Origin of the sequence: Patulibacter defluvii (assembly GCF_034096925.1) — a bacterium.
In the GTDB taxonomy this organism is placed as follows: Bacteria; Actinomycetota; Thermoleophilia; order Solirubrobacterales; family Solirubrobacteraceae; genus Patulibacter; species Patulibacter defluvii.
This window is the reverse complement of the sequence record NZ_JAWZSQ010000002.1, coordinates 254,313-274,971: the sequence shown is the minus strand read 5'-3', so window position 1 is coordinate 274,971 and position 20,659 is coordinate 254,313. Positions and strand designations below refer to the sequence as shown.

Below are 20,659 nucleotides of genomic sequence, written 5' to 3'. Positions count from 1 at the left end.
CAGGCTAAGCGGCCGCGTCGGCCCGGAAGCGCCCCGGCGGCTGGCCGGTCCAGCGGGTGAAGGCGTGGGTGAAGCTGGTCGCGTCGACGTAGCCGAGCCGCGCCGCGACCTCGCCGACGGTCAGCGCGGTGCCCCGCAGCAGCTCAGCGGCCAGCGCCTCGCGGACCTCGTCGCGGAGGCTGCTGAAGCTGGTCCCGTCGGCGGCCAGCCGCCGCACCAGCGTCCGTGGCGAGACGTGCAGCTCGCCGGCGACCTCGGCCAGCCCCGGCATCCGGTCGGGCCGCGCCAGCAGCCGCGAGCGGACCGCGCCGGCGATCCCCGCCCGCTCGCGGCGACGGGCGACCAGCTCCGCGCAGGCCCGCTGGGTGGCGCGCCAGGTCAGCTCGTCGGCCTGCGGCAGCGGGGTCTCCAGCAGCGACCGCTCGACGGTGATCGCCGTCTGCTCGCGACCGCCGAGCAGCCGGACCTCGGGGATCGCCGCGGCGACCAGCGACGCCCGCTCGGGCGGCAGCCGGGTGGTGACGGTCAGCGGCGGCACGCCGCCCGCGATCGCCTGCATCACGATCGCGGCCGAGGTCAGGTCGCGCTCGGCCAGCAGGTCGCGGACGTCGGCCGGGACGTGGTCGTCGTCGATCACCAGCCGCACCTGGCGGCCGTCGTCCTGCAGCCGCGGCCGGACGAAGGCGAAGGTCAGCTGGACGTAGCGGAGCCCGACGTCGATCGCCGCCCCCCAGGTCGGGCTGGTGAGGACCGCGAAGCCCCAGATCCCCATGCTGGCCAGGGTGTAGCGGCGGCCGGCGTCGACGCCGATCCCGGGCACGTCGCCGAGCCGCGCGACCAGGTTGCGGGCGACCTGCAGCTCCTGGCCGGCCGCGATCCAGCCGTCGGGATCGTCGAGCGTGGCCGGCGCGATCCCGCTCCCGGCCAGGCAGTCGGCCACCCGCAGCCCGCGGTCGACGCCGACGGCGACCAGCACCCGGACCCCGTTCGGGCCCCGGGGGAAGTCCCACCAGCGATCGGGCGCGGGCGACGACATGCCCTCAGCGCGGATCGTAGGTGCTCGGGGGACGGGCCATCGCCCCACAACTTACAAGCCGTCTGGCTTGCATGTTGTTTCCCTCGCTGGTAGACCACCGCCCCAGATGCCCACCGTCCTGCCCACCGACGCGATCGCCCGCCTGGTGTTCGGCCCCGCCAACACGCCCGGCCGCACGCTGCGCCGGCTGCGCGCGCCCTCGCTGGCGGCGACCGTCGCCGGCCGGGTGGCGCTCGTCACCGGCGCCTCGTCCGGGGTCGGCGCCAGCGTCGCCCGGCGGCTGGCCGCGGCCGGGGCGACCGTCCTCCTCGTCGCCCGCTCGGCCGACGCGCTGGCCGTGGTCGCCGACGAGATCGCCGCCGCCGGCGGTCGGGCCGAGGTCCGCCCCTGCGACCTGGCCGACAGCGCGGCGGTGGCGACGCTCGCGGCCGACGTGGTGGCGGCCCACGGCGGCGTCGACGTGCTGGTCAACAACGCCGGCCGCTCGATCCGCCGGCGGGTCGCCCAGAGCGTCGAGCGCGGTCACGACTACCGGCGGACGATGCAGATCAACTACTTCGGCGCGGTCGACCTGACGCTCGCGCTGCTGCCGGCGATGCGCGAGCGCGGCGGCGGGCGGATCGTCAACGTGCTCTCGACCGCCGTCCACGCCGGGGTCCCGCGGTTCTCCGCCTACACCGCCTCGAAGACCGCGCTCGAGGGCTTCTCCCGCTGCCTGTCGCTGGAGGAGCGCTCGCACGGGATCCGCGTCACGACGGTCAACCTGGGCCTGGTGCGGACGCCGATGATCGAGCCGACCGCCGCCTTCGCCGACGCCCCCGCCCAGACCCCGGACGACGCCGCGCGGCTGGTGCTGGAGGCGATCGTGACCTCGCCCGCGCGGTTGACCACGCGGATGGGCGCGGCGCTGGCGGTGATGGTCGCCGTCGCCCCAACCGCGACCGACGCCCTGCTCCACGCCGCCTACCGCCGCGGGACGGCCTGACCCCCGCCCCCAGGCCTCGCGTGGCGGTTGACCCCCGGCGTGCGGGGGCTATCCGCCACGCGAGCGGGAGGGCGGGCGAGCGGGGTCTAGGCCGCCGCCCGCTCGCCGACCTGGGCGTAGACGGCGCCCTCGAACCCCAGCGCGGTGCCGACGATCCCCTGGTCGAAGAAGGGGAACGCCTGTGCGAGGACCGCGCCGCAGACCCCGCTGGCCCGGTCGATCCAGTAGTAGCAGTTGGTCAGGCCGGCCCAGTCGCCGGTGCCGGCGCGGCGCATTCCCGGCACGTCGACCAGCAGCAGGTGCAGGCCCAGCCCCCAGTCCTGCGGCAGCGGCAGGAAGGCGACGTCGTTCGACAGCAGCGGGTTGGCCGAGCGGATCGCCTCGGGCGTCGCGATCCCGTCCAGCGAGGGGGTGAAGAGCAGCTCGGCGGTGGCCGGCTCCAGCACCCGCACACCGTCCAGCTCGCCGCCGCGCAGCAGCGCGCGCATGAAGCGGGCGTAGTCGCCGGCCGTCGAGTAGGCGCCGCCGCCGCCGCTGATCAGGCCCGGATCGCGGGGCACGTCGAGTCCGTTGGGCTGCAGGGTCCCGTCGGGCATCCGCGAGTGCAGCGGCGGCAGCCGCGCCGCCGTCGCCTCGTCGACCACGAACGTCGTCGCCGTCATCCCCAGCGGGCCGAAGAGGCTCTCGGCCAGGAACGCGTCCAGCCGCTGGCCGCTGACCTCCTCGATCACGCGCCCGACCCAGTCGGTGCTCGTCCCGTACTCCCAGACCGTCCCCGGATCGTTGACCAGCGGCACGGTCAGCAGGCTCGGATCGAAGGCGAGCGCCTCGGGCGTCCCGGTCAGCTCGTGGTAGCGGGCCAGCTTCTCGTTCAGGAAGCTGTAGCCGAAGCCGGCGGTGTGGTTCAGCAGCTGGCGGACCGTCGCCGCGCTGGCCGGCGGCCGCAGCCGCGGCGTGTCGCCGTCGAAGCCCTCCAGCACCCGCAGCTCGCCGAACGCCGGGACGATCGAGGCGACCGGCGCGTCGAGGTCGAGCGCGCCCCGCTCGACCAGCTGCAGCGCCCCGGTCGAGGTCAGCGCCTTCGTCATCGAGGCGATCCGGAACGGGGTCGACGCCTCGACCGCCGGCCCGTCCGCGGCCAGCGTCCCGAACGGCGACTCGTAGAGCACGCCCTCGGCGTCGGCGGCGATCGCGACGCCGCCGACGTGGGCGCCGCCCGCCACCGCCTCTCGCAGCAGCGCGTCGACGGGAGCGGGATCGAACTCGGCCATGGCGCGACGCTACCCGGCGGAAATCGGCCATGGATGGGCTTTCCGCACAAGCCGCAGGGCCCGCGCGACACCCGCGTCCCTGCCGCCGCTCAGCGCTCCGGGCGGACCGTCGCCGGCGGGTCGCGGTGGACCTGCGGGAAGCCGGTCCGGCGGCCGCCCAGCTCCTGCGGCTGCTGAACCCGGCAGGGCGGCGCCTCCTTGCCGGCGTTGCGCGCGACCAGCGTCGCCAGCAGCCCGCTGAGGATCCCACCCGGCTGGGCGCCGCTGGTGCACGGGCGGTCGTCGAAGACGGTCATCCGCCGCGGGTCGGCGATCCAGCCCGGGTTGCCGTAGGCGTTGCCGCGATTGGTCGCCAGGCGCGTCGGCCAGACCGCCAGGCTCTCCGGGTTCAGCGGCAGCGTCTGACGCAGGTAGTGGAACCGGCGGCCGCCGGCGCCCTTGGTCGTCGCGTGGGTCGCCGAGGCCGGGTTGGCGAAGAAGCCGCGCAGCTCGCCGGTGTAGCGGCCCAGGAACTCGAGCGTCGGGTTGACCTCGCGCAGCAGCGGCTCGACGCCGGCGATCCACGGCCGCAGCTCGTCGACCACCCGAGTCAGCGCCGGCAGCCCGCGCCGCGACTCGGCGATCACCGGGTCGAGAGCGACGAACAGCGCCCGCAGCTCCGGCGCCAGCCGCTCCAGGTCGCGCAGCGTCGGGGTCAGCTCGGCCGCGACCGGCAGCATCCGCCGCACCAGCGGGTCGGTGTCGCGGGCGAACCGCCCCAGCCGGTCGGCCGTGCGGCGGACCTCGGCCTGGAACGGCGGCAGCGCGCGGATCGCCGCCTGGAGCGCCGACGAGCGGCGGTCGGTGATCTCCATCAGCCGGTCGCCGTCGACGATCAGCCCGGCCAGCTCGCCCTGCCGCTCGCTGAGCGCGCCGAACGCCCGGCCGCTGTCGCGCACCAGCCCGCGGACCGCCTGCCGCTGCTGGTCGAGGACCCGCATCAGCGACGTCAGGTCGTCGGCGAAGGGCGAGAAGCTGCCGAGCGCCGCCGACAGGTCGGCCGCGCGGCCGTCGAGGGCCAGCGCGCCGCTGCGGATCCAGCGGCCCATGTGGGTCCGGGTCTCGCGGTCGAAGGTCCGCAGCAGCTCGTCGAACTCGACCGTCGGCCGCACGCGCGCATCGGCGATCCGGCCGCCGTCGCGCAGCACCGCGCCCCGCCGGTGGCCGCCGCTCAGCTCGACGTAGGTCTCCCCCAGCAGCGTCTTCGCCCGCAGGGTCGCGCGGACGTTGGCCGGCAGCGGCGCGAACCGCGGCTCGATCTCCAGCACCGTCTCGGTCCGGCCGCTGCGCTTGTCCGGGTCGAGCTGCTTGACCTTGCCGACCGAGACGCCGGAGATCCGCACGTCCGACTCGGTCGCCAGCTGGGCGCCCTCGGCGAAGCTGACGTGGACCCGGTAGCCCTGCGGCCGCAGCGGCGTCGGGCCGCCGAACGCGGTCCACAGGTAGAGCAGCAGCCCGAAGCAGCTGAGCGCGAACGCCACCATCACGGCGATCCGCGCGGGCGAGGGCGGATGGACGTTCACCGGCCGGCTCCCTTCGCCAGCGGACCGCCGGTGGCGTCCTCCGCCTCGAGCGTCGGCGGCGGGCAGGCGCTGGTCTTCCCCAGCTGGTCGAGCAGCGTGCCGAGGAAGGCCAGCGACGGGTTGACCTCGCCCAGCTGGCTCAGCGTCGCCAGCGACGAGCAGCTGAGGTTCAGCCGCGTGCGCCGGATCGGGCCGTGGGCGTCCTTGGTGCTGTAGACCCAGGGCAGGTTCTGGTTGACCCACAGCTGGTAGAAGAGGAAGCCCCGCTCCTTGCCCGGCGGGTCGTAGGCGATCATGTTGAGGAGCCGGCGGGTCTCCTCGCTGAGGGCGTCGCTGTCGGGGTGGATCTCGTGCGCCCGCTGGGCCATGTCCTGGAGCCGCCGCGTCGGCCGCCGGGTGTCGCGCGCGAACGGCGTCAGCTGGCGGCGGACCACCGGCTCGGTCCGGCGCAGGAACGGCCGCGAGGCCCGCAGGCTCGGGGCCAGCTCGCGCGCCAGCGGCGAAAGCGCCGCGGTCGCCGGCCGCAGCTCGTCGGCCAGCCGCGTGCCCGAGCCGAGCGCGCCCTCGGTCGCCGCCAGCGTCGCCGGCAGCTCGCGCAGCGCGGCCCGCAGCTCGGCCTCGCGGCTGCCCATCGTGCCGAGCACGCCGTCGCTGGTGCGGACCGCGCGGACGACGTCGCCGCGGTGCTCCGCCAGCGCGTCGACGACCCGCCGCAGAACCGTCACCGATCGCCGCACCTGGCGCTGACGGTCCTCCATCGCGGCACCGATCCGGCGCATGTTGTGGGTCAGCGGCGAGAGTCGTTCGAGGGTCGTGGCCAGGTGGCGGCCGTCGCGGTGGAGGCCGCGGCCGAAGCCCTCCAGCAGCAGCTGCATCGCCAGCCGCGTGTCGCTGTCGAGCGAGGCCAGCAGCTCGTCGAGATGGACGTTGGTCGCCGTCCGCGCGTCGGGGATCCGCATCCCCGCGCGCGCCGGGCGTGCCCGCGGGCTGCCGGGCTGGAGCTCGATGCTCATGTCGTAGAGCCCGCTCTTCGGCCGCAGCAGCGCGGTCGCGTCCTCGCGCAGCAGCCGCGCGTGGCGCTGCTTGACCCGGATCGTGGCGACGGCGATCCCCCGCTCCAGCCGCACGTCGGTGATGTCGCCGACGTCGACGCCCGCGATCAGCACCTGCTGGCCCTGGCCCGGCGTGACCGCCTGGGCGGTCGACAGCTCGACGCTGTAGGTGCGGTACGGGTCGGCCCCGCCCGGCAGCCAGCCGGGCAGCGCGACCCGCTGGTTGACCAGGATGTAGCCGGTCACGACCAGCGACAGCACCAGCAGCCCGGCGATCACCGCGACGGTCGCGCCGTGGGCCCGCAGCAGCCGCCGCATCACTCGACCCCCCGCACCGACTCGGCGCTGTTGGGGTCGGGCACCGGCTGGGTCCAGCAGGCCACGTCGTCGCGGTAGGGCGGGCGGCGGGCGGGACGGACCGGGCGGACGCCGACGGCGGCGTCGGTCGCGCCGGGCGCCAGCTGGCCGAGGGTGCCGTCGGCGCCGAACTGCAGCAGCGACGGGCCGACGCCGATCGCGACCCGCGAGTAGTTGCCGCTGCCGCTGAAGTTCTGCGACTCGCCGGCGGCGCCGGAGATGCCGTACCAGAAGCCCTTGTAGTTCTCGACCCCGAGGCTGAAGCGGCCGTCCTGGATCTTCACGTTGCCGGCCGGGACGATCACGTTCGCGACACACTTGGCGATCTCGTCCGCGCCCGGCGCCGAGTCGGTGCCGTCGTCGGCGAAGCCGATCAGGTCGGGGACGGCCGAGCGCATGTCGCGGACCCAGCCGCCGAGCGCCGCGTTGCCGGCCAGCGTGCGGGCCGAGGCCACCCACGGGCGGGCGGCGTCGATCGTGGCCGGCGTCTCGCGGACGCCGGGCAGCAGCTCGCCGGCGATCCGCCGCACGCCGGGCAGCGCGCCGGCCATCGAGCGGTGAAGCCCGTCGCTGCGCTCCAGCACCGCCGGCAGCCGCCGGATCGCCGCCCGCAGACCGGCCTGCTCGGCGGCGAACGCGCCCATCGTGCGGTCGAGGCCGCGGACCGCCCCCTGGATCCGGGCCGCCTCCGGCGCCAGCGCGTCGGAGAGGGTCGCGACCGCGCTCACCAGCCCGGCCAGGTCGCCGGGACGGTCGCCGCGGCTGGCCTCGGCCAAGAGCGCCCCGGTCCGCAGCGCGACCGGCGAGTCGGCGATCACGCTCCGCATCGCCAGCACGGTCGCGTCGCTGGAGATCCCGTTGCCGAAGCCCTGGACCGTCTCCTGCAGTCGCCGGCGGGTGGCCGTCCGGAAGGTGCCGATCACGCGGTCGACCTGGACCGCGACGGTGGTGCTGGCGGCCGGGATCGTGCCGCCGTCGGGCATCGCCTCGGCCCCCGGGGTGCCCGGGTGCAGGTCGACCAGGAAGTTGCCCTCGAGGAAGATCCGCGGCCGGATCTTCAGCTCGGCGTCGCGGCGGATCGGCGGCGCCTGGTCGTCCAGGTCCATCCGCACGATCGAGGTCCGGCCCGGCCCGCCGTCGACGGCCACGACCTTGCCGACCGTCACGCCCGCGACCCGCACCGGCGCGCCCGACTTCAGCGAGGCGAGGTCCTCGACGACCGCGTTCAGCCGCTGCGGGCTGCTGCCCGGCAGCCGGTCCTTGAACATGATCGCCCCGACGATCACGGCGGCCAGCAGCAGGGTCGCGATCCCGGCCAGGACCGGCGAGCGCGGCGGGGCGGAGAGCGGCCGCCGCCTCACTTCGCGCCTCCGGTGATCATCGGCCGGCTGTCGGTCCGCTGGATGCCGGGCACGTTGCCGATCATCTGGCCCGGCCGGTAGCCCTCGTTGCCGGCCTCGCAGTCGCCGCCGGAGCCCGGCTGGCCGGTGTGCGGCAGGCCGTTGTGGTGCAGCTGCGGGCCGGGGTCGGCGCGGGGCGCCATCCAGATCGGGGTCAGGATCAGGCCGGCGCGCTGCCAGGTGCCCCACTGGTTGCCCTCGGCGATCACCGAGCTGGCGTTGCGGCCGAAGAGCGCGATGTAGTTGCAGCGGACCTGGGTCGGGCCGAGCGCGTCGACCAGCGGCCGCGCGCGGTCGACCAGCCGGTCGGCGGCGGCCAGCCCACGCGAGACCAGCGGGTCGTCGGCCGTCCGCTGGACGGCGGCGACCGTGTCGTCGAGCGGGGCCAGCAGCCGCGGCAGCCGGCGGTTGGTGCCGACGCCGCGGTCGAAGGCGGCGCTGAGCACCGGCGCGGCCCGCTCGAGCGCGGCGATCCCCGGCTCCAGCCGCGCCATCAGCCGGCCGCTGCGGCGCAGGAACGGCCGCGCCACCGGCAGCTCGCGCTGGAGCGAGCGCTGGGTGGCGACGCCGGTCCGCAGCAGCTCCTGGAAGTGCGGCCGGGCGACGGCGGCGAGCGCGCTGAAGGTGGCGTCCATGTGCCGCAGCAGCGAGCTCTGGGTCTCGGCGACCGGGGCCACCTCGCCCGCGGTCCGGGCCAGCGCGCGGAGGGTCGCCGCCAGCTCGCTCGCCGGATCGGCCAGGTTGGCCATCGCCGGCGACAGCCGCTCGAACGCCTCGGGCAGGACGGCGACCAGCCGGTTGAGATCGCGGCCGCGACCGGCCAGGCCGCTGCCGAAGGCGACGATCCCGCGCTGGAAGGCGGCCCGCGTCGGGGCGTCGTAGACCGAGGCCAGCTGGTCGAGGTCGACCGGCTCCTCGACCGCCTGCTCGACGCGCAGCCGACCGCCGGCGGGCAGCGTCCTCGGCGAGCGGCCGCGCCGCAGCTCGACGTACTTCAGGCCGAGGGCCGACCGCGGCCGGATCAGGACGGTGGTGTCGGCCGGCAGCGGCTCGGCGGCGCGGTCGAGCTGGAGCGAGGCGACCGCCACCAGCCGCCCGTCGCGCCGGACCTCGGGCTCGACCGCGGTCACCATCCCGATCCGGGCGCCGCCGAGTCGGACGTCGTTGCCGGGGGTCATCCGCTGGCCGTCGCGCAGCTCGACCTGGACGTCGTAGGTGCGCACGAACGGCAGCCCGGTGTTGGCGTTGTAGGCCAGCACGACGGCGACGATCGCGACCAGCAGCGTGGCGGCGCCGATCAGCACCGGGCTGGCGGCGAGCGAGGAGCGGCGGACCCTCACCGTCCACCGCCTCCGGCCGCGCGGGCCTGGCGGACCCGCTCGCGCAGCGCCCGCAGCTGCGGGTCGCGATCGGCGCCGCGCAGCAGCCGCGCGGGCGGCGTGCCGTCGAGCACCTGGGCGGTCAGGCGGTCGCTCAGCGTCGCCCGCGGTCCGAGCGCCTCGGCGGCGGTGCGGACGGTGCCGGGCGGGTTGGTCTGCGGCGTGCCCGGCTCGACGGTGCCGGTGGCGCAGCCGGCGACCGGCGCCTCGGCGTAGGAGGAGCAGCGGGTGAGGACGGCGAGCGCGCGCAGGTAGTGGCCGACGTCGTCGAAGCCGTTGATCGCCATCCCCTGGTAGAAGGAGTAGTCGAGCAGCCGCTTGCTGCCGCCGCTGGTCCGCAGCGACTCGGCGAGGGCGCGGGCGGTGCGCAGGACGGGGGCGGCCTTGGTGGTCAGCCGCTCCAGCTGGGCGACGACCGGATCGGCGGCGACGAGCGCCCGCCGGGCCCGCGCCGAGACGGCGCCGAGCCGCACCATCGGGGCGGTCGCGGTGCGCGAGAACTCGCGCATCGAGCGCAGCAGCGCGGTCGCGGTCGGCGCGGTCCGGCGCAGTCGCGCGACGGTCGGCACGGTCCGGTCGCTCATCCGCCGCAGGTCGTCCATCGCCGGCGTCACCTGGCGCAGGGTCGCCGGCAGCCGGCGCAGGTTCTCGTCGAGATCGCCGCGACGCTCGAGGATCGCCTCCTGGAGGTCGGCCGAGCGACGGAGGAAGCCGACCAGCCGCTCGCGCGAGCGGGCGACGGGCTCGAGCGCGCGCTCGCCGTCGGTGACCATCTGGCGCAGGGCGCGGGTCTGGCCGGCGATCAGCTCGAGCACGCGGTTGCTGTCGCGGAGGCCAGGAAGGGCGGCGCGGAGCGCGTCGTCCAGGTCCTCGCCGCGACCGGCCAGGCCGATCCCCAGCTCGTTGAGGATCACGGCCAGCCGCGCCCGCTGCGGCTCGCGCCACATGTTGCCGACCAGGTCGAGGTCGATCGGCTGGCTGGTCCGCTCGACCGGCAGCGGGTGCTGCGGCTGGCCGTCGACGTCGATCGTCCGCAGCAGCGGCGGGGCCGGGCTGTCGGGCGCTCGGGCCTGGGTCGGGCGGCAGTCGACGTAGCGCTCGCCGATGATCGACTGCGGCAGGATCGCGCACTCGGCGTCGGTCCGGAAGGCCTGGAAGCCGGGGTCGTCGATCCGCAGCACCAGCACGGCGCGGCCGCGGCCGTCGACGTCGACCGACTCGACGCTGCCGACGCGGGCGCCGGCGACCCGGACGTCGACGTCGGCGACGACCGCGAAGGCGTTGCGGAAGGTCGCGCGGACGCGGTAGCTGCCGTCGTCGCCCTGGCCGTCGCCGTCGCCACCGTCGGCGGCGAGCGCGGCGGCGGCCACGGCCAGCAGCAGGGCGGCGAGCGCCGCGATCGTCAGCAGCCGCCGCCTCATGATCCGGGCAGCACCGCCTTCGGGTCGCAGTCGAGCGTGCCGTCGGCGTCGCGGAAGGGGTTGGAGCGGTCGGGCAGGGTCTGGGCGTTGGCGCCGGGGCAGCGGCGGACGGCGCGGTTGTCGTCCGAGTAGAGCCCGGTCAGCGGGCCGGTCAGGCCGAGCAGCCGTCGGAGGCTGTCGCCGAGCAGCTTCGAGTCGGTGACGGTGTTGCCGTTGAAGATGCCCTGGGTGCGGGCGACGTGGCCGTTGGCGTCGTAGCTGGCGGTGGCGCCGGAGAAGGTCCGGGCCCAGCCGACGATCTCGGGCGCGTAGGGGCGGATGAAGCCGGCGACCGGGCGGCTGGCGGCGGCCGCGCGGCGGCCGTTGCGCAGAGCCGGCGTGGCGGCGTCGGCCAGCGGCGGCGTGGCCCGCAGCAGCTCGACCAGGTCGTCGTCGGGGCCGCGGTCGCGGGCCAGGCGACGGAGGCCGGAGACGGTCGGGACGAGGTCAGCGACCAGCGGGCGCAGATCGCGCAGCAGCGGCGGGGTCTTGGCGGCGGCCGGCTTCGAGGCGGCGACCAGCGGGTCGAGCCGGTCGAGCGTGCGGCGGACGTCGGCGAAGGTGGTCGAGGCGCGGCCGAGGCTGCCCGGCAGCCGGTCGAGCGACCGTTCGAGGGCGGCGCCCTCGTCGGCCATCGCCGCCATCGTGGCGCGGGTGTGGCTGACCGCGCCGGTCAGGCTGTCGCGCTCGGCGGCGAGCGCGCCGACCACCCGCGCGCCGCTGACCAGGAAACGGTCGAGCGTCTGCTGGTCGCGGGCCAGCTCGTCGAACAGCCGGCCGCTGCTCTGGAGCATCGTCGGCAGGTAGCGGAGCGAGCGGTTGGCGTCGCGCTCGCGGCCGGCCAGGGTCCGTGAGCCGCCGCGGAAGAGCCGCTGGAAGCCGCGGCGGGTGGCGGGGTCGAAGCTGTCGAAGAGCTGGTCGAGGTCGACGGCGGGGGTGACGTCGTCGGCGTCGAGGGTGGCGCCGTCGGCGAGCGCGGGAGCGGAGTTGGGGCCAGGGCTGACGGAGACGACCCGGTTGGCGATGCCCGACATCGAGACGGCGCGGACGGCGGCGGTCGTGCCCTCGTGGAGCGGGAGGGCGGCGTCGTCGTCGATCCGGAAGCGGACCTCGGCCCGGAGGTCGTCGGTGATCCCGATCTCGGAGACCAGCCCGACCCGCCGGCCGCCGATCTGGACCTCGTTGCCGTCGACCAGCTGACCGGCGTTCGGCAGCACCACGCGGTAGGTCGCCCCACCGCCGCCGCCGAGCAGCACGACGGCCGCGACGACGACCGCCGCGACCAGGGCGACGACCGAGATCATCCGTGCAGGGGTCACGCGGTCGGCCGACCCGCCTGCTCGTCGTGGGCGGCCGTCGGCCGCTGCGCCTGGCGCTGCATCTCCCCCTCCTGGCGTCGCGCCCGCACCGTGCCCCGGCGCCCATCGAGCGGCGACGCGACAAACTTACAGATCTGTAACTCGCGAGTGCAAGTCCGCCAAGGGCGGCCGGCGGCGCCAGCGGCCGGCCGGGGGCGAAACGTCACACGCCCGGCGGAGCCGCCCGAGGCGTGCGACGTTGGCCGTCACCCTCGGTGGCGAACGTCGCACGGCAGCGGGAAGGTGGGTGGCGTGCGACGTTCGCCCCGCCGCCCCGCCCCGCGATCAGTCGTCGCGGGGCTGGCCGAGGCCCGGGCGCACGTGGCGGTCGAGCATCTCGGGCACCGGCGGGATCTGGCCGCCGCGGGCGCGGCGCATGCGGCCGCCGACCGCCCGCCGGACCGGCGCCAGCGCCTGCTCGGCGCGGCCGGTGAGCGCCCGCTCGACCCGCCGCAGCCCCCGCTCGGCCGCGGTCGCCGGGAACCGCGCGGCGACCGTCGCCCGCAGCTCCTCGTGGAGCGTCTCGCCGATCAGCAGCTGCTCGCTCGTCGCCAGCTCGCCGGTCCAGAAGAGGCCCTGCAGGTACTCGTGGACGGCCAGCTCGCGGGCCATCGACGGCGTCACCCGCACGGTCCGGTCGTTGTGGACCGAGTGCTGCTTGTGGATAAAGGTGATCGACGCCCCGTCGGGCCCGGCGTCGGCGACCCCCTCAACGCTCGGCCCGGCGCCCTCGATCCGGCAGAACCAGTGGTGGTGGCGGTTGCCGACGTAGGGCCCCTCCCCCGGCAGCCGCCAGACCAGCTCGCCGAGGATCGAGGGGACCTCGAGGTAGCCCGCCTTCGCCACCCTGTTCATCTCCTGCAGGACCCAGATCGGGTCGCGCAGGTCCTCGAGCGTGGTGACGCACATGACGAGGTCGAACTGGTCGTCCTCGAACGGCCACGGTTCGCGGGCGCAGATGTCGCGTACCACCCAGGTGTCGTCGCCGAACCGCTCGCGATCGCCGCCGTAGGAGAAGCCCATCTTCCCGCGGGTGGCGAACGGCATCGCGTCGATCACCCAGTCGGCGCGGTTGAACGGTGCCGCCCAGCCCCCGACGTCGAGCACCAGCGCGTCGTCGGGCAGGGCCAGGATCCGGTCGGTGGCAGCAGGGAGCACGCGCGGGAAGGTACCCGCTCGCCGGGCGCGCCGCGAACGACCGCGATCGAGGCTCAGCCGGCGACCGGCGCGACCAGCGATCCGTAGGCGTCCGGACGGCGGGTGCCGAGGAAGGGGAACAGCTCCTGCCAGTCGCGGCGCTGGTCGAGGTCGAGGTCGGCCACCAGCACCGCCGGCCGGTCGCGCGGGGCCCGGACCAGGACCCGGCCGTAGGGGTCGGCGATGAAGCTGGAGCCGTAGAAGGTCAGCTCGCCCTCGGCCCCGGTCCGGTTGACGGCGACCACGAACAGCCCGTTGGCGATCGCGTGGCCGATCATCGACTGCCGCCACAGCGGCTCGGTGTCGAACTCGGGGTGGTCGGGCTCGCTGCCGATCGCCGTCGGGTAGGCGACCAGGTCGGCTCCGGCCAGCGCGTAGCCGCGGGCCAGCTCGGGGAACCACTGGTCCCAGCAGGTGGGCAGGCCGACCCGCGCCTCGCCCACGCCGTAGACCGGCAGCGCGTCCTCGCCGGCCGGACCGGGCCGGAAGTGGTGGTCCTCGTAGTAGCCGGCGGTGACCGGGATGTGGAGCTTGCGCGTGCGGCCGACCAGCTCGCCCGAGGGCGCGGCCAGGATCGCCGTGTTGAAGCCGAGCCCGCCGTCCTCGGCCCGCTCGTAGAGCGACGCGTGGACGTGGATCCCGACCTCGGCCGCGACCCGGGTGGCGAACTCGCTGGTCGGGCCGCCGGGCAGCGGCTCGGCCCGCTGCGGCTGCGGATCGCGCGTGACCGCGAAGTACGGCGACAGCGTCAGCTCCTGCAGGAAGACGACCTCCGCCCCGGCCTCGGCCGCGGTTCGGATGCCGCGCTCGAGCGCGGCCCGGTGGGCGGCGGGATCGGGGTCCCAGGCCAGCTGCACGGCGCCGACCCGCAACGGTCGACGCTCGGGCGGGCGGGTGCGGGCCGGGGACGCCGGGATCTCGGGGGCGACGAGCAGCTCCATGGGGTCGATAGTAGCTCGCCGATCCGGCCCTCCGCAAGCCGATTCTGTCCCAATTCAGGCACAAATTGCGCCAATTCAGTGCCGAATCTGCGCCTTGATCGTGACAAGATGTCCGACTATCGTCCTCGGCGGCGCCAGCGATCGCCGCCACGACCACGACCCGGGAGCCCCCATGACCCAGACCTCCGCGCACGAGTCCTTCGGCAGCATCACCAGCGGGGTGATCTCGGCCCTCGGGGCGCCCCACGTGCCGACCGACCAGCTGGCGGCCAGCGGCGCCCGCGCGGCCTTCCTCGGCTTCCCCTTCGACGGCGCCAACGCCGCGATCGAGCGGCCCGGCTCGGCCAACGGCCCGCGCGCCGTCCGGATCGCCTCGAACATGTGCTTCCCGTGGTCGTTCGAGTGGGACATCGACCTCTTCGACGCCTACGGGCTGGTCGACTGCGGCGACGTCCCGCTGGCGATCGGCAACGTCGTCCGCACCCACGAGCTGGTCCAGGCCGAGATCCTGAAGGTGCTGCGGGCGGGGGCGATCCCGATCGCGATCGGCGGCGACCACTCGCTCTGCATTCCCGGCGCCCGCGCGCTCTCCGAGCACCTCGGTCCCGACAAGAAGATGGGCTACCTGCAGATCGACGCCCACCTCGACGCCGGCGACGAGATCGGCGGCGAGCGGCAGAGCAACTGCAGCGGCCTGGTCCGCGCCAGCGAGCTGCCGAACCTGGCGCCGGAGAACATGGCCGTGGTCGGCGTCCGCGGCACGATCAACGTGCCCGACTGGTGGACGGCGGTCCGCGAGCGCGGGATCCCGACCTACCCGATGCACGTGGTCCGCGAGCGGGGCGTGGTCGAGACCTTCGAGGAGGTGCTCGACCGGGTCTGGGACGGCGTCGACGGGGTCTACGTCACCTTCGACACCGACGCCGTCGATCCCGGCTTCGCCCCCGGCACCACCGGGCCCGAGCCGGGCGGCTTCACCAGCCACGAGATCCTGCAGGTGGCGCGGATGATCGGCGAGCGCGGCCTGACCGCGATCGACAACGTCGAGGTCGCGCCCGCGTACGATCCCAGCGGCGCGACCGCCCGGCTGGTCTGGGAGGTCCTGTCCCAGATGCTCTACGCCCACGCCAAGCACCACCTGTAGGCCCCCGTGTCCACCCCGCCCGACGACGATCCCCAGGAGCAGCTCGACGCCACCGACCGGGCGATCCTCGCCTGCCTGCGCGAGGACGGGCGGATGGCGAACTCCGAGATCGCCCGGCGGCTGGGCGTCGGCGAGAAGACGATCCGGCGGCGGATCCAGCGGCTGGGCGACGAGCGCGGGCTGCGCGTCGTGCCGGTGGTGGATCCCGACCGGATGGGCCTGCGGACCTGCATCTACATCGGCCTGCGGGTCGAGCTGTCGCGGGTCGAGGAGGTCGCCGCCGCGGTCCGCGCGCTGCCCGAGGTCCGCTACCTGGCGATCACCACCGGGCCGTGGAACCTGCTGGCCGAGGCCTTCGTCGGCTCCAGCGAGCACCTGGCCGACCTGCTGATCTCGACCTTCGGCCACCTCGACGGGGTGACCGCGGTCGAGTCGTTCAACGTCCTCCGGATCGCCAAGTTCGGCTACGAGTGGGAGGCCCCCGAGCCGCCCGCCGAGCGCCCACCCGGCGTCAGCATCGCCCACCCCACCCCGCGCGAGCAGCTGGGCGGGGGACGGCCGTAGGCGCCCGCTACTGCGCCACCGCGCCCCAGTCCTCGGGCGTCCGGCCGAGCTGGCGGAAGATCCCGAGCGTGTCCTCGTGGTAGATCCACTCCGCGATCCGGTCGTCGGCGAAGCGGAGCAGGTCGACACCGGCGATCTCGATCGCGCGGCCGGTCCCGGGGATCCCGTAGAAGTCGCCGCGGTGGGTGCCGCGGAGGACGAAGCGGGACGCGACCCAATCGTCGCCGGCGATCAGCAGGGTCACCTCCTCGGTCATGTCGGGGAACGCCTGGCGCCAGGTCCGCACCAGCCGCTTGAAGCCCTCGCGACCGCCTGGCCAGTCGGCCGGGAACTGGGCGTGGACCAGGTCCTCCGCCACCAGCCGGTCGGCCGCCGCCTCGTCGCCGGCGTTCCAGAACTCGGCGTAGAACTGCTCCGCCAGCGCCGCGTGGCGGGCCGCCCGCGGACCGCTCGCCCGCACCACCGCGCCGCCGTCCGGACCGGCCACGGCGCCGGCGTCCGCGCCCGCCACCCGCACCGGCAGCCCCGGCCGCAGCAGCTCCAGGTAGTCCGACTGCTCGCCCGCCGGCCGCGCCGCGACGGTGACCTCGGCCAGCGTCACGCCCTCGTCCGGACCGGCGTCGACCACCACCGTCCCGTAGGCGTCGACCACGCAGCTGCCGCCGACGAACGCGTAGCCCGACTGCTCGCCGACCCGGTTGACGTAGACGTGCGGCAGGCCGTTGTCGAGCGCCCGCGCGCGCGCCGCCAGCCGGTGGACCTCGGCGAACGGCTCCATGTTCGCCGAGGCGGTCACCAGCAGGCCCGCCCCGGCCTGGGCCAGCGCCCGCGCCGGCTCCGGGAACTCGATGTCGAAGCAGTTCAAGAGCCCGCAGGCGACGCCGCCGATCGGCGTCACCGTCAGCTCCTCGCCGAGCGCGAACGCGGCCCGCTCGCGGTCGCCGAAGAGGTGGGTCTTGCGGTACGTCCCGACCACCGTCCCGTCGGGACCGACCGTCGCGACCGCGTTGGCGACCCGGCCGTCGGGCCGCCGCTCGGCGAACCCGAGCACGATCGCCGTCGACGAGCCGGCCGCGATCGGTCCCACGATCGCCGCCAGCTCGTCGACCGTCGTCGCCGTCGCGGCCACGCCCTCCGGGTCGTAGCCGTGGAGGAACAGCTCCGGCAGCACGACCAGGTCCGCCTGCGGGTGGTCGGCGACGATCCGGGCGATCACGGCCGCGTTGGCCGCCACGTCGCCCGGGGTCGGGGCCAGCTGGCCCAGCGCCACCCGCAGGACGGTCATCGCCCGCACCCAGCGTGGAAGGCCATCGCCTCCAGCGCCACCCGGCCAGCGATCAGCGAGGTGCTCGGGGTGCCGTCCAGGCTCGGGGCGGTCTCGACCACGTCGACGCCGACCAGGCCGCCGGACGAGATCCCGCGGACCAGCTCGATCGCCTCGCGCGAGGTCAGGCCGCCGGGCGTCGGGCAGCAGGTGCCGGGCGCGTGCGCGGCGTCGAGCGAGTCGACGTCGAACGACAGGTAGATGCCGTCGCCGGCGCCGGCGACCTCGCGGGCCTGGGCGACGACGTCGGCCGTCCCCCGCTCCCACAGGTCCTCGATCCAGACGATCGTGATCCCGTGCTGCTTGCAGAAGTCCAGCTCGGCCGGGGGGTTCATCCAGCCGCCGATCCCGATCAGGATGATCTTGGCCGGATCGAACCCGGCGTCGACCGCGCGCGAGACCGGGCAGCAGTGGTTCAGCAGCTCGCCGCCGACGTCCGGCGCGGTGTCGAGGTGGGCGTCGATCAGGACCAGGCCCGGATCGGCGACGTGCTCGCGAACCGCCCGCACCGCCGGGATCGTGATCGAGTGGTCGCCGCCGAAGGTCACCGGCAGCGTGCCCGCGGCCAGGATCTGGCCGATGTCGTGGGCGGCGTTGGCGAAGGTCCGCTCCGGGTTCGCCAGCGCGATCGTGGTGTCGCCGCAGTCGACCGGCTTCAGCGCCGCGGCCACGTCGAACTCGTACTGGGCCAGGAACGGCGTGTACTGGCAGGAGATCTCGCGGATCCCGCGCGGGCCGTAGTTGGCGCCGGTGCGGCTGATGTTGGTCGCGTCCCACGGCATCCCGTAGATCGCCGCGCCGGCCCCCGCCGCGCGCAGCGCCTCGGTCTCGGCCGGCACGTGCGGGAAGCCCATGAACGAGCCGGAGAGGCCGGCGTGCAGCAGGCTGCTCCACATCGTCGAGGGGGTGTTCTGGTCGGACATGCTCACCTTCTGGTTGGGATTGGACCGCGATCAGGCGGCGCGGATCAGCTGCTCCAGCGCCGGCGGCTCGGTCAGGCGCCGCAGCCCGCTCGCCTCGACGGCGAAGTTGTCCTCGACCTTCAGGACCACCGGACGGCCGTCGACGAGGACGGTCGTCTCCGGCTCGAGCGCGATCACGAAGCCCTCCTCGAGCGCCGCGTCGCGGTCGACGAGGTCGGGCCGGTGGAGGGTCGGCAGCTCGCAGCCGCGGAGCCCGACGCCGTGGCCGATCGCGTAGGGGGTGGTGCCGAGGCCGTGGCCGGCCAGGTGGTCGTTGACGGTCGCCACCAGCTGCGAGGCGCGGACGCCGGGACGAGCCGCGGCGATCACCGCCTCGTAGGCCTCGAGCAGCCGCTCGTAGGCGGCGACCACGACCGCCGGCGGCTCGCCGACGAAGCCGGTCCGGGCCGCGTCCGACGCGTAGCCGCCGCGGCCGTAGCAGCCGATGTCGAAGAAGAACGCCTCGTTGGCGCGCAGCCGGGCGCCGTGGGCGAACCAGTCGCCGGTGCCCTTGCGGACGTTGCAGACCGCGTGGGTCAGGAACTCGGCGCCCATCCGCTGGGCGTGGGCGTTGGCCACCGCCAGCAGGTCGTGGTCGGTCGCGCCGACCGCCGCGGCGTCGAGCGCGGCGGCCATCGCCCCCGCGTTGACCCGCGCGGTCGCGCCGATCAGCTCGATCTCGATCGGGTGCTTGACCTGACGGGCGAGGAAGAGCGCGGTCGCCGCCGGCCGGAAGCCGACGTGGGGCAGCGCCTCCTCCAGGCCCAGCAGCAGCGCCGGGTCGAGACCCTCGTAGCCGACCGCGTGGGCGCCGCGCCGCCGCAGCTCGGCGGCGACCGCGGCGACCCAGACGCCGGGGTGCCCGACCGCCGGCGACCACGAGGGCAGCGGGTGCTCGGCGCGGACCTGCGGCAGGTCGGGATAGGGGTCCAGGACGGTCTCGCCGCCGGAGGGGCCGAAGACGTCGGCCAGGCCGTCGCGGTCGACGACGACGGCGAACCAGTCGTGCGCCTCGCTGATGATCTGGGCCCGGAAGTCCGTCGCGTAGCGGATCTGGTCGGGCCCGGTCAGCAGCAGGTGGTCGACGCCCAGCTCGTCCATCGTCGCCGCGACCCGCGCGCGCCGGTGGGCGCGCAGCGCGTCGACGTCGACCGTCGGCCAGGCGAACATCAGTCGCCGGCTCCCGGCTCGGCCTGGGCCAGGCCCGGCGCGGTCGGGTCGCCCGGCGCCGCCACCGGTCCGCGGACGGTCGCCCGGCGGACGATCGCGCCGATCACGGCCAGCAGCGCGAAGACGATGAACGGGGCGTAGTCGACGTACCACTCGACGCCGCCGCGCGGCCAGACGATGTTGATCGTCTGAACCAGCAGCCACAGCAGCGCCGCCCACGAGATCGCCACCCCGAGCGGGCCGGAGAGGAACGGGCCCGGCTGCCAGCGGCCGCGGATCCGGGCGATCGCGAGGCCGATCACCGGGAACGTGAAGACGACGTAGAAGCCACCCGACGTGAAGGTGATCAGCGTCGTGTAGATGTCGGTGCCGGCGAAGGCGAAGACGATCGCCGCGGTCACGAACGTGATCAGGATCGAGCGGGTCGGCATCCGGTCCTCGCCCGAGAGCCGCCGAAGCCAGCCCGAGGCCGGCAGCTGGCCCTCGCGGGCCAGGGCCCAGATCACGCGCGAGACGGCGGCCTGGATCGCCAGCAGGCTGGCGAAGAAGCCGATCACGAACAGGCACAGCAGCACCCGCGTGACGTCCTCGCCGAGCTGGACCTGGAGCGTGGCCACGACCGGGTCGGCCACGTCGCCCTTGGTCACGGCGGCGAAGTCGGGGGTGGCGAGGATGATCGCGAGGCTGGCGAACATCACGACGCCGGCGACGGCCAGCAGCGAGACGGCCATCGCCTTCGGGACGGCGCGCTCCGGCTCGCGGACCTCCTCGGCGATCGAGCCGGCGCTCTCGAAGCCGAGGAACGACCAGCCGGCGTAGGCGACGGCGAGCAGGATCGGGACCGAGGCGAAGGAGACGTCGGGCGCGGCGGAGAGGCCGTCGGTGAGGACGCCGAGGCCGTGCTCGCGGTGGAAGAGCAGCAGCCAGACGCCGATCCCGATCGAGCCGATCACCTCGGCCGCGATGCAGAGGCCGACGACCAGCTTGATCACGTGCCGGCCCTGGGTGTTGCCCCAGGTGGCGAGCGCCAGCAGCACCAGCGCGATCAGGACCAGGGTGGTCTGCGAGGCGCCGTCGACGCCGGCGACTTGGGCGACGAAGCCGGCCCCGCCGTAGGCGACCGCGGCCATCGCGATCGAGAGCACCCAGATGTAGGCCCAGCCGGCGAACCAGCCGAAGCGGTCGCCGACCAGCCGCCGCGACCACTGGAAGACGCTGCCCTCGTAGGGCCAGCGGGAGGCGAGCTGCCCGAACGTCAGCGCGACCAGCATCTGGCCGGCGAGCGTGATCGGGAAGCCCCACCAGAAGCCCGGGCCGACGGTCGACAGACCGATCGCGAAGATCGTGTAGAGCGCCACGATCGGCGACACGAACGCGAACGCCATCGACACCGCCGAGCGGAGCGTGAAGTCGCGGACGAGCCGCTCGCCGGCGGGTCCGGTGTCTGCTTCTCCCATTACCTCTCCTCCTTGCTGAACCGGTTCAGGTGAACCGGTT

17 protein-coding genes are annotated in these 20,659 nt (G+C 75.1%); 3 read left to right on the top strand and 14 right to left on the bottom strand.

What is annotated here, in order from left to right:
• Nucleotides 1-4: 4 nt before the first annotated feature.
• The gene (locus SH587_RS03390) at nucleotides 5-1,036 is read right to left on the bottom strand and encodes an AraC family transcriptional regulator (protein ID WP_320669153.1); all 1,032 of its coding nucleotides are present in this window, start codon (nucleotides 1,034-1,036) and stop codon (nucleotides 5-7) included.
• Nucleotides 1,037-1,142: 106 nt separating this feature from the next.
• Here SH587_RS03390 and SH587_RS03385 point away from each other — a divergent pair, with 106 nt between their 5' ends.
• Nucleotides 1,143-2,021, top strand: a complete 879-nt coding sequence (locus tag SH587_RS03385) for an SDR family NAD(P)-dependent oxidoreductase (RefSeq protein WP_320669152.1) — start codon at nucleotides 1,143-1,145, stop codon at nucleotides 2,019-2,021.
• Nucleotides 2,022-2,107: 86 nt separating this feature from the next.
• On the opposite strand, the gene SH587_RS03380 is transcribed toward SH587_RS03385, so the two are convergent.
• The 9 genes from SH587_RS03380 to SH587_RS03340 all read right to left on the bottom strand — a co-directional run bounded on the left by SH587_RS03380 (nucleotide 2,108) and on the right by SH587_RS03340 (nucleotide 13,998).
• The gene (locus SH587_RS03380; protein WP_320669151.1) at nucleotides 2,108-3,292 is read right to left on the bottom strand and encodes a serine hydrolase domain-containing protein; all 1,185 of its coding nucleotides are present in this window, start codon (nucleotides 3,290-3,292) and stop codon (nucleotides 2,108-2,110) included.
• A gap of 89 nt (nucleotides 3,293-3,381) precedes the next feature.
• On the bottom strand, nucleotides 3,382-4,854 hold the full coding sequence (locus SH587_RS03375) for an MlaD family protein (protein ID WP_320669150.1): 1,473 nt from the start codon (nucleotides 4,852-4,854) through the stop codon (nucleotides 3,382-3,384).
• Nucleotides 4,851-6,224 carry an MlaD family protein gene (locus SH587_RS03370; protein WP_320669149.1) on the bottom strand — a complete coding sequence of 458 codons (1,374 nt, stop codon included), beginning with the start codon at nucleotides 6,222-6,224 and terminating at the stop codon, nucleotides 4,851-4,853. Before SH587_RS03370 ends, SH587_RS03375 begins: the two co-directional genes overlap by 4 nt.
• Entirely contained in the window at nucleotides 6,224-7,624 is a 1,401-nt protein-coding gene (locus SH587_RS03365; RefSeq protein ID WP_320669148.1) for an MlaD family protein, read from the bottom strand. Before SH587_RS03365 ends, SH587_RS03370 begins: the two co-directional genes overlap by 1 nt.
• Nucleotides 7,621-9,003, bottom strand: a complete 1,383-nt coding sequence (locus SH587_RS03360) for an MlaD family protein (protein ID WP_320669147.1) — start codon at nucleotides 9,001-9,003, stop codon at nucleotides 7,621-7,623. The genes SH587_RS03365 and SH587_RS03360 overlap by 4 nt, the downstream gene beginning before the upstream one ends.
• Complete coding sequence (locus tag SH587_RS03355) at nucleotides 9,000-10,463, bottom strand: MlaD family protein (RefSeq protein ID WP_320669146.1); 1,464 nt, start codon at nucleotides 10,461-10,463, stop codon at nucleotides 9,000-9,002. Before SH587_RS03355 ends, SH587_RS03360 begins: the two co-directional genes overlap by 4 nt.
• On the bottom strand, nucleotides 10,460-11,806 hold the full coding sequence (locus SH587_RS03350; RefSeq protein ID WP_320669145.1) for an MlaD family protein: 1,347 nt from the start codon (nucleotides 11,804-11,806) through the stop codon (nucleotides 10,460-10,462). Before SH587_RS03350 ends, SH587_RS03355 begins: the two co-directional genes overlap by 4 nt.
• 339 nt (nucleotides 11,807-12,145) lie before the next feature.
• A complete protein-coding gene (locus SH587_RS03345; protein ID WP_320669144.1) occupies nucleotides 12,146-13,018 on the bottom strand; it encodes a class I SAM-dependent methyltransferase in 873 nt (290 codons plus the stop codon).
• Nucleotides 13,019-13,071: 53 nt separating this feature from the next.
• Nucleotides 13,072-13,998: a nitrilase-related carbon-nitrogen hydrolase gene (locus tag SH587_RS03340; protein WP_320669143.1), complete on the bottom strand. Its 927-nt coding sequence runs from the start codon at nucleotides 13,996-13,998 to the stop codon at nucleotides 13,072-13,074.
• A gap of 172 nt (nucleotides 13,999-14,170) precedes the next feature.
• Here SH587_RS03340 and SH587_RS03335 point away from each other — a divergent pair, with 172 nt between their 5' ends.
• Nucleotides 14,171-15,142 carry an agmatinase family protein gene (locus SH587_RS03335; RefSeq protein ID WP_320669142.1) on the top strand — a complete coding sequence of 324 codons (972 nt, stop codon included), beginning with the start codon at nucleotides 14,171-14,173 and terminating at the stop codon, nucleotides 15,140-15,142.
• Nucleotides 15,143-15,148: 6 nt separating this feature from the next.
• On the top strand, nucleotides 15,149-15,706 hold the full coding sequence (locus tag SH587_RS03330; protein ID WP_320669141.1) for an Lrp/AsnC family transcriptional regulator: 558 nt from the start codon (nucleotides 15,149-15,151) through the stop codon (nucleotides 15,704-15,706).
• Nucleotides 15,707-15,713: 7 nt separating this feature from the next.
• Here SH587_RS03330 and SH587_RS03325 read toward each other — a convergent pair whose 3' ends face one another.
• The 4 genes from SH587_RS03325 to SH587_RS03310 are packed head-to-tail and all read right to left on the bottom strand — an operon-like array spanning nucleotide 15,714 to nucleotide 20,619.
• Nucleotides 15,714-16,991, bottom strand: coding sequence for a nitrilase-related carbon-nitrogen hydrolase (locus tag SH587_RS03325; RefSeq protein WP_320669140.1), 1,278 nt, complete (start codon nucleotides 16,989-16,991; stop codon nucleotides 15,714-15,716).
• Complete coding sequence (speB, locus tag SH587_RS03320; protein ID WP_320669139.1) at nucleotides 16,988-17,953, bottom strand: agmatinase; 966 nt, start codon at nucleotides 17,951-17,953, stop codon at nucleotides 16,988-16,990. Before speB ends, SH587_RS03325 begins: the two co-directional genes overlap by 4 nt.
• Before the next feature lie 30 nt (nucleotides 17,954-17,983).
• Entirely contained in the window at nucleotides 17,984-19,162 is a 1,179-nt protein-coding gene (locus SH587_RS03315; protein ID WP_320669138.1) for a M24 family metallopeptidase, read from the bottom strand.
• Entirely contained in the window at nucleotides 19,162-20,619 is a 1,458-nt protein-coding gene (locus tag SH587_RS03310) for an APC family permease (protein ID WP_320669137.1), read from the bottom strand. Before SH587_RS03310 ends, SH587_RS03315 begins: the two co-directional genes overlap by 1 nt.
• Nucleotides 20,620-20,659: the final 40 nt, after the last annotated feature.

What these genes read in the sequence shown, in the direction of transcription:
- SH587_RS03380 (WP_320669151.1), bottom strand. Translation starts at nt 3,292, where the DNA reads ATGGCCGAGTTCGATCCCGCTCCCGTCGACGCGCTGCTGCGAGAGGCG.
- SH587_RS03310 (WP_320669137.1), bottom strand. Translation starts at nt 20,619, where the DNA reads ATGGGAGAAGCAGACACCGGACCCGCCGGCGAGCGGCTCGTCCGCGAC.
- SH587_RS03355 (WP_320669146.1), bottom strand. Translation starts at nt 10,463, where the DNA reads ATGAGGCGGCGGCTGCTGACGATCGCGGCGCTCGCCGCCCTGCTGCTG.
- SH587_RS03385 (WP_320669152.1), top strand. Translation starts at nt 1,143, where the DNA reads ATGCCCACCGTCCTGCCCACCGACGCGATCGCCCGCCTGGTGTTCGGC.
- speB (WP_320669139.1), bottom strand. Translation starts at nt 17,953, where the DNA reads ATGTCCGACCAGAACACCCCCTCGACGATGTGGAGCAGCCTGCTGCAC.
- SH587_RS03390 (WP_320669153.1), bottom strand. Translation starts at nt 1,036, where the DNA reads ATGTCGTCGCCCGCGCCCGATCGCTGGTGGGACTTCCCCCGGGGCCCG.
- SH587_RS03315 (WP_320669138.1), bottom strand. Translation starts at nt 19,162, where the DNA reads ATGTTCGCCTGGCCGACGGTCGACGTCGACGCGCTGCGCGCCCACCGG.
- SH587_RS03325 (WP_320669140.1), bottom strand. Translation starts at nt 16,991, where the DNA reads ATGACCGTCCTGCGGGTGGCGCTGGGCCAGCTGGCCCCGACCCCGGGC.
- SH587_RS03370 (WP_320669149.1), bottom strand. Translation starts at nt 6,224, where the DNA reads ATGCGGCGGCTGCTGCGGGCCCACGGCGCGACCGTCGCGGTGATCGCC.
- SH587_RS03335 (WP_320669142.1), top strand. Translation starts at nt 14,171, where the DNA reads ATGACCCAGACCTCCGCGCACGAGTCCTTCGGCAGCATCACCAGCGGG.
- SH587_RS03350 (WP_320669145.1), bottom strand. Translation starts at nt 11,806, where the DNA reads ATGATCTCGGTCGTCGCCCTGGTCGCGGCGGTCGTCGTCGCGGCCGTC.
- SH587_RS03340 (WP_320669143.1), bottom strand. Translation starts at nt 13,998, where the DNA reads ATGGAGCTGCTCGTCGCCCCCGAGATCCCGGCGTCCCCGGCCCGCACC.